Raw genomic sequence first — 6,682 nt, forward strand, 5'->3', positions numbered from 1 at the left:
ATAACCGATAACCAGATCCCCCGAGGCCAAAATGAAACACAAAACCTTGCCACCGATCCTTCTTTTCCTGCTCATCTTCATCACGGCGCTGCCCCTGGACGCTGCTCAACGCCATGCTTCCATTACTGCCTTGCCCGCGGAACCGGAAACCGCCGGCTTGCTTCCGGCAAGCTACCTCATAGGCCCGGGCGACGTGCTCAACATCTCGGTGTGGGAGACGGAATCCCTCACCCGGGTGGCCACTGTACTGCCGGACGGCACCATCTCCTTTCCCCTGATCGGTGAGGTGCAGGCAGGGGGTAGGACCACTGCAGAACTCAGGCAGGAAATAAAACAGAGAGTGGCGCCATACGTTTCCGACCCGGTCGTCTCTGTAGAGGTGCAGCAGGTAAACAGCATGCACATCTACGTCATAGGCAAGGTCAACAAACCAGGCCGCTTCATTCTCAACGCCAATGTGGATGTACTCCAGGCCCTTGCTATGGCCGGAGGACTTACCGACTGGGCTGACAAGGACAACATCAAGATATTCCGCCGCGATCAGAACGCCACCAGGAGCTTCACCTTCAATTACGAAGACGTTTCCAAGGGAGAGAACCTCCAGCAGAACATCTGGCTCAAGCGCGGTGACGTTATCGTTGTGCCCTGAAATAGATCAGGTACAGCCAGTCTATTTTCTGCAGCAAGCTAAAAGGACGAGGCCATGCCAACCATCAGCGACAGAGAAATCATTGAGCAGAACATCAAGACCCTCGACGATTATCTGGACATACTCAAAAGACGCAAATGGAGCCTGCTGCTGCCTGCCTTTGCCATCGTGCTTCTGGCAGCCGTAGTGGCGCTTGTACTGCCGCCCATCTACCAGTCCACTTCCACCATTCTTATTGAGGCCCAGGAGATCCCCCCGGAGTTTGTCAAGACCACGGTCACCAGTTTTGCCGAGCAGCGGCTGCAGACCATCAACCAGAGGATCATGAGCTACAGCCGCTTGCTGGAGATCATCAACCGCTTCAACCTCTACCCTGAACTGAGGAAAAAGAAAACCACCGAGGAAATTGTCGACAAGATGCGCAAAGACGTCAAGATGGAGACCATCAGCGCCGAGGTGAAGGATCGGCGCAGCCGCAAAGAGAACCTGGCAACCATCGCCTTTACCCTCTCCTACGAGGGCAAAGACCCGGAAAAGGTCTACCAGGTGGCCAATGTGCTCGCCTCTCTCTACCTGGAGGAGAACCTTCGGGTTCGGGAGCAGCAGGCTCTTGGTACTTCCCAGTTTCTCCAGGAGGAAATGAAGCAGGTCAGGGTCCACCTCACAGAACTGGAGGCGGCAATTGCCTCTTTCAAAGAAAAGCACATCAACGAGCTGCCGGAGCTGCTGCAGGTGAACATTCAGAGTCTCGAGCGCACCGAGCAAACCATTGCCCAGCTGGAAGAACAGGTTCGCGCCTTGCGGAAGCAGGAGACCTACCTCCAGAGCCAGCTTGCCGGCATGTCTCCCGGGTTGCTAAAAGGTGATCTGGAGCGCTTGCAGGATTTGAAGGTGCAGCTGGTCCATCTCAAGAGCCGTTTCTCTGAGCAGTACCCCTCGGTCAAGAAGGTCAGGGCAGAGATCGCTCAACTGGAAAGCCGGCTGCAGAGTTCGACTGCAGGCGGCAGCCAGGGCCAGTCCAGCTACCAGGCTGCAGATGCAAGCCAGCCGGACAATCCTGCCTATATCACCCTGCAGGCGCAGCTAACCACCACCCGCACAGACATCAATTCCCTGAAAAGGCAGGTGGAAGATTTGCAGAAACGCCGACTGGAATACAACCGCCGCATAGAGGCCACCCCGATGGTCGAGAAGGCATACAAGGCCCTGCTCATCGAGCGGGACAACACCCAGGCCAAGTACAATGACCTGATGCGCAAGTACATGGAAGCGGACGTGGCCCACGGCCTGGAAAAGGAGCAGAAGGGCGAACGGTTCACCATTATAGACACTGCCAGACTGCCGGAAAAGCCCATCAAGCCGAATCGGTTGGTCATCCTCCTGGTGGGGGTTGTGCTCGGTATGGGAGCCGGCGTGGGCACTGCAGCCCTGCGGGAGTTCGGAGACCATTCCGTGCGCAGTGCCGAAAGCCTGAGCCTGGCCACTTCCTTTCCGGTGCTGGCAGTAATTCCAGACATCGTCACCAGAAAAGATATACTGCGCCGCCGAGCGCGCCGCGCCGCCCTGGCCGTCACCGTGGTCCTTGTCATGGCCGTAGGTGTGACCGCCTTCCACTACCTGGTAATGGATCTCAACGTCTTCTGGGCCAAGGTCCTCCGCCGACTGGGAGTGTAGCATCCACATATTACTTGAACCTTTGACCTGATAACCAATCACAGACAACTCAATAAACCCAAATGCTCCATGCCCAACGCCCAATGCCTTGCGCCCTGCGCCCAATGCCTTGCGCCCGTTGAACCGATAACTGAAAATCCAACAAACGCAACAAACCAAAATGACCCAAATAACGCGAAGCCTCCAGGCAAACAAGCCCAGCCTGGTTTCTCCTCCCCTGGCGGGAGGAGATTAAGAGGAGGGGGAAAGATTAACCATTTCTTTACCTTCAGCTTTAGCCTGCGGCCATCAATACAATTACATCAAGCCGCCAATTATGCCCCACGAATCGACACGAAGACCGGCAACGCAGTCTGAAGCCTGCGCCTACCGACCCGTTGCCTGGACATTTACCGATAACTGATAACCACCTAAGTTGAGCGGTTCTGATCCCCCTCCCCCTAACCCCCTCCCACCAGGGGAGGGGAGATTTATCTGTGTTTCCCAATAGTTCCCTCCCTTTGTCGAAGACCCCGCGACCCCGCCTAGCTCCTGGCGGGAATGGGTGAGGGTGAGGGTGGGGGTGACTGAACCTACTGGGTAATACCCCATCATGTCAGCACATTACAGCAACATAGTTCTTTACAACATAGTGCCGCAAGAATCGCTAACTTTAGGAACCACCAAATCCCGGCCAAGGAGGGCGTATGATTCTCCAATGCTGCCTGGACTGTGACCATCACCTGATTACTGGTGAGGGCGCCAACAAGACAAGCTTTTGTTCCAAGGAGAATTGCTGGGCCAGGTATTCCCGCTGCGTGGCTGAAAAGGCCCTGGATCTTTTTCTGGCCAAAAAACAGCTGCACCCATCTTCCATCTCAGCCCTGGAGCTGTTGTACCGCAGCGATATATGAACTTCACCTCCGCCCTGCGCCCTTTTCATCCACAGATTCAGGAATCGCCGTGATGAAGCGTTGTCGTGACTGCTAGGACTGATCGACGTTGCCTCACGCAAAGGCGCCACTTGTCACGCCATAGCCCCTGGGCGACGGCGGAAGGACGCCAAGGAGAAGGCTTCGCTATAATAGTAGCCCATGAGGAGATCCATGAGAAGCCAACAGGCAAACAAGCCCAGCCTAGTTTCTCCTCCCCTGGCGGGAGGAGATTAAGAGGAGGGGGAAAGATTAACCACTTCTTTACCTTCAGCTTTCACCTGCACCTATCAACGTATTGCCACGACACTTGCTGATAACCGATAACCAACTCAAAGGTAACCACCATGGACCACCTGAAAAAAGCCCTGGACAAAGCAAGAAAAGAGCGGCCGCAGCCCCTGTCGGCGCCAGCAGCCGACAGAGCCGTCCTTGGCAGCGGCAACGGCTCCGGCAGGGTGTCACCCACCTACTGCCGATCCCGCTGTCTCGAACTCGAGCCTGAAAAACTGGCAGAAAACCGTTGTGTCTGCCTGTTTGCAGATGCGCCGGAAACGGAATCTTTCAAGGTGCTTAGCACCAGGCTATTGCTCTCCCTGCGGCGCAACGGCTGCAACACCCTCATGATCACCAGCGCTCTGCCCGGAGAAGGCAAGACCCTCACCGCCATCAATCTGGCCCTTGCCCTCGCCAGAGAGGTGAGCCAGACCGTGCTCCTGGTGGACTGCGACCTGCGGCAGCAGAAGATTCATCACTATCTGGGCATGCAAATCGACAGCGGCCTGGGCGACTATCTTCTCCAGGAGCGCCCCCTTGAGGAACTCATTGTCTGGCCGGGTGTGGAGCGCTTCACTTTCATTTCGGGCGGCCGCACCGTGCAGGAAAGCGCCGAACTCATCGGCTCGCCCAGGATGAAGGCCCTGGTCGCTGAAATGAAGTCGCGCTACCACGACCGCTACATCCTCTTCGACGTGCCGCCGCTTCTCGGCAGCGCCGATGCTCTCACCTTTGCTCCCCTGGTGGACGCAATTATCATGCTGGTTGAGGCAGAGCAAACTTCCATCCACACTGTACTCGAAGCCTTCGAGCTTATACCCAGAGACAAGTTCCTCGGCTTCGTTCTGAACCGCTACAAGGCGCCCCTGCCTGGCTACGGCAAAGAATACGGGAGAAGGTAAATGTACCAGGAATTCTTCGGCTTCAAACAAAAACCATTTCAACTGCTGCCAGATCCGGACTTTCTCTTTCACAGCAAAAAGCATGATGCAGCCCTGACTCATCTTGAGTACGGCATCTTCGACCGGGCCGGCTTCATCGTCATCACCGGTGACATTGGCACAGGTAAAACTACCCTCATCCGCTATATCCTGCGCTCCCTGAGCCGGGACCTGCCGCTCGCCTGTCTCTCCCAGACCCTGCTCAGTCCGGAGGAGTTTCTCAGGGCAGTGTGCCAGGAGTTTTCACTGCCGCACGATGGCAGGGGAAAACCGGAGCTCATCAGGGTGCTCAAGTCGTTCCTCCTGGAGCTGTGCCGCAAGCGGCGCTATGCCATTCTCATCCTGGACGAGGCCCAGAATCTGCCAGTGGACACCCTGGAAGAGATACGCATGCTGTCTAACTTTGACGGCCGCAACGAATTCCTTCTGCAGATCATTTTCGTGGGGCAGCCGTCGCTCAGGGGAAAGCTGCGCTGGCGCGGCTTGCGGCAGCTGTCGCAGCGCATCCAGGTGAGCTACCACCTGGAGCCCCTGGACAGAGAGGAGCTCGAGGACTACATCAAGTACCGCTTGCACAAGGCCGGAGCTCCAGACCTTGAGCTCTTCAACGAGGAAACCTTTCAGTTGATCTACGACTACTCCGGTGGAGTGCCCAGGCTGATAAACGCTGTATGTCACATGTGCCTGGTCTATGCCATGGCAGACGACCTCAAAAAGATCGACATCGACCTGGCGAAGAAAGTTCTCGAAGACCGGGCCAACTGGGATGTCCCCCTGGATGAGGAGGCAGCCGACGAGGCAGCAGCAGCCGAACTGCTGCCGGTTGCTACAGATAATCTGGGATCATTGCAATCCCTCGGCCACCTGGAGGCCAACATCGGGGAACTGCTGGAGGTGTCGCTGGGTGCCAAGAATGCCCTGGAAAGGATTGCCCTGAGCCTTGGCCGCATTGCAGCAAGCAAACAGGCCGTCCAGGAGATGGCCGTGAGGTTGATGGCAGAAAAAAGCCGACGCCAGACTCTGGAGAAGAACCTGGCTCGCATAGAGAAAAAGCTGGATGCTGCCGTGGTCAAGCAGAAGCTGCTGATCAAGGTCCTTACCGGCAAAAATAAACAGCGAGCATCCCCCCAACCCCAATCCAGGCAGCAGGTTATGTGAAAGACTTGCCGGTTATCAGTTATCTGGGAATGTCTCGGCAAACGGTTTACGGCAACGGAAAAACCGTATCACCTGGCCGCAGGCCGAGCCCTGATAACACAACCAATAACCGCTGATTGAACCCTTGCCCCTATGACAGCTAGGGCTGCAAGATTTTTAGACGGCGAAAATATGTCCTGTAAAAGCCTCTGTCTCTTGTTATCAAACCATCTGCCTGTGTTTTTGCATGGCCACCAATGAGAAAATCCGCCAGGATATGCTGCCGATATGAGATGATCTTTTTACAGGACAGACACCTGGATTGTTGACGATGACCACAGGCAGGGCAGAGCAACATTCCCTTCCGGCGAGCAGAATATTTTTTCCAGGCAGTGCTCGCTTCATAGAGCGATGCCTCATTCGACGAGACAAGCCTGATGCCAGTGTCGCCCAGAAAGGTCTCGAGGTCCCTGAACGAGAGAAACTGGGAGCCCAGTTCAGCAAAAACCACTTCACAGATAATGAGTTCGTCCGCAGGATTTATACTCAGCAGGCAGTTCAAGGAAGATTGGCAGTGTGCGGAGTTGGGGAGCAAGATGTCCAGAAGAACATTGGTGTCAACGGCCAGGAGCATGATTTCCTCGCAGGTCGTCTACGATGTCGTCTGTTTCGCTGCCGTCTAGATGAGAAAGAAAGCCCACATATTTCTCCAGGTTCTTAATCGAGCCGGTCTTCTTTTTGAGAACAGCCCTGTCATTGTGGACCTCGAAAATAATTTCATCACCTGTTTTTATTCCCAGGTGCAACCGGATATGCCGGGGAATGGTTACCTGGCCTTTTTGAGTTACTCTTGGCATGATAAAGCCCTCCTGCTGTTATTACTTTTAGTATTACTTTTTTCAAAAGCCCATGTCAACTCAAAACACCCTGCACCTTTTTATCCATTGATTACCATGTGATTACCATGGTTACTATCCACAGATTCAGGAATTGTAGGGATGAATCCTTGTCGTTACTGCTGGGGGGTGAAGGACGTTGGTTCGCGCAAAGGCTGCCCAGCATCGCCGAAGGCCCTCTTCCTTTGCGACCTTCCG

The 6,682-nt window shown here is 55.1% G+C and carries 7 protein-coding genes; 5 read left to right on the forward strand and 2 right to left on the reverse strand.

Features of this window, described 5'->3' with window-relative positions:
* Nucleotides 1-31 precede the first annotated feature (31 nt).
* The 5 genes from JRI89_15990 to JRI89_16010 all read left to right on the forward strand — a co-directional run bounded on the left by JRI89_15990 (nt 32) and on the right by JRI89_16010 (nt 5,609).
* The gene (locus JRI89_15990; GenBank protein ID MBW2072740.1) at nt 32-649 is read left to right on the forward strand and encodes a polysaccharide export protein; all 618 of its coding nucleotides are present in this window, start codon (nt 32-34) and stop codon (nt 647-649) included.
* Nucleotides 650-730: 81 nt separating this feature from the next.
* Nucleotides 731-2,323, forward strand: coding sequence for a chain-length determining protein (locus tag JRI89_15995; protein ID MBW2072741.1), 1,593 nt, complete (start codon nt 731-733; stop codon nt 2,321-2,323).
* Between the two features lie 686 nt (nt 2,324-3,009).
* Nucleotides 3,010-3,216, forward strand: coding sequence for a hypothetical protein (locus tag JRI89_16000; GenBank protein ID MBW2072742.1), 207 nt, complete (start codon nt 3,010-3,012; stop codon nt 3,214-3,216).
* A 365-nt stretch (nt 3,217-3,581) separates the two neighbouring features.
* Complete coding sequence (locus JRI89_16005; protein ID MBW2072743.1) at nt 3,582-4,412, forward strand: AAA family ATPase; 831 nt, start codon at nt 3,582-3,584, stop codon at nt 4,410-4,412.
* Complete coding sequence (locus JRI89_16010; protein ID MBW2072744.1) at nt 4,413-5,609, forward strand: AAA family ATPase; 1,197 nt, start codon at nt 4,413-4,415, stop codon at nt 5,607-5,609. It abuts the gene before it with no gap.
* 139 nt (nt 5,610-5,748) lie between these two features.
* Here the strand turns inward: JRI89_16010 and JRI89_16015 are convergent, their stop codons facing one another.
* The gene (locus JRI89_16015; protein ID MBW2072745.1) at nt 5,749-6,222 is read right to left on the reverse strand and encodes a PIN domain-containing protein; all 474 of its coding nucleotides are present in this window, start codon (nt 6,220-6,222) and stop codon (nt 5,749-5,751) included.
* A complete protein-coding gene (locus JRI89_16020) occupies nt 6,206-6,445 on the reverse strand; it encodes an AbrB/MazE/SpoVT family DNA-binding domain-containing protein (protein MBW2072746.1) in 240 nt (79 codons plus the stop codon). Before JRI89_16020 ends, JRI89_16015 begins: the two co-directional genes overlap by 17 nt.
* Nucleotides 6,446-6,682: the final 237 nt, after the last annotated feature.

It is taken from the genome of Deltaproteobacteria bacterium (assembly GCA_019309045.1).
Lineage (GTDB): Bacteria > Desulfobacterota > Syntrophobacteria > BM002 > BM002 > JAFDGZ01.

What these genes read in the sequence shown, in the direction of transcription:
- JRI89_16015 (MBW2072745.1), bottom strand. Translation starts at nt 6,222, where the DNA reads ATGCTCCTGGCCGTTGACACCAATGTTCTTCTGGACATCTTGCTCCCC.
- JRI89_16020 (MBW2072746.1), bottom strand. Translation starts at nt 6,445, where the DNA reads ATGCCAAGAGTAACTCAAAAAGGCCAGGTAACCATTCCCCGGCATATC.
- JRI89_16000 (MBW2072742.1), top strand. Translation starts at nt 3,010, where the DNA reads ATGATTCTCCAATGCTGCCTGGACTGTGACCATCACCTGATTACTGGT.
- JRI89_16005 (MBW2072743.1), top strand. Translation starts at nt 3,582, where the DNA reads ATGGACCACCTGAAAAAAGCCCTGGACAAAGCAAGAAAAGAGCGGCCG.
- JRI89_16010 (MBW2072744.1), top strand. Translation starts at nt 4,413, where the DNA reads ATGTACCAGGAATTCTTCGGCTTCAAACAAAAACCATTTCAACTGCTG.
- JRI89_15990 (MBW2072740.1), top strand. Translation starts at nt 32, where the DNA reads ATGAAACACAAAACCTTGCCACCGATCCTTCTTTTCCTGCTCATCTTC.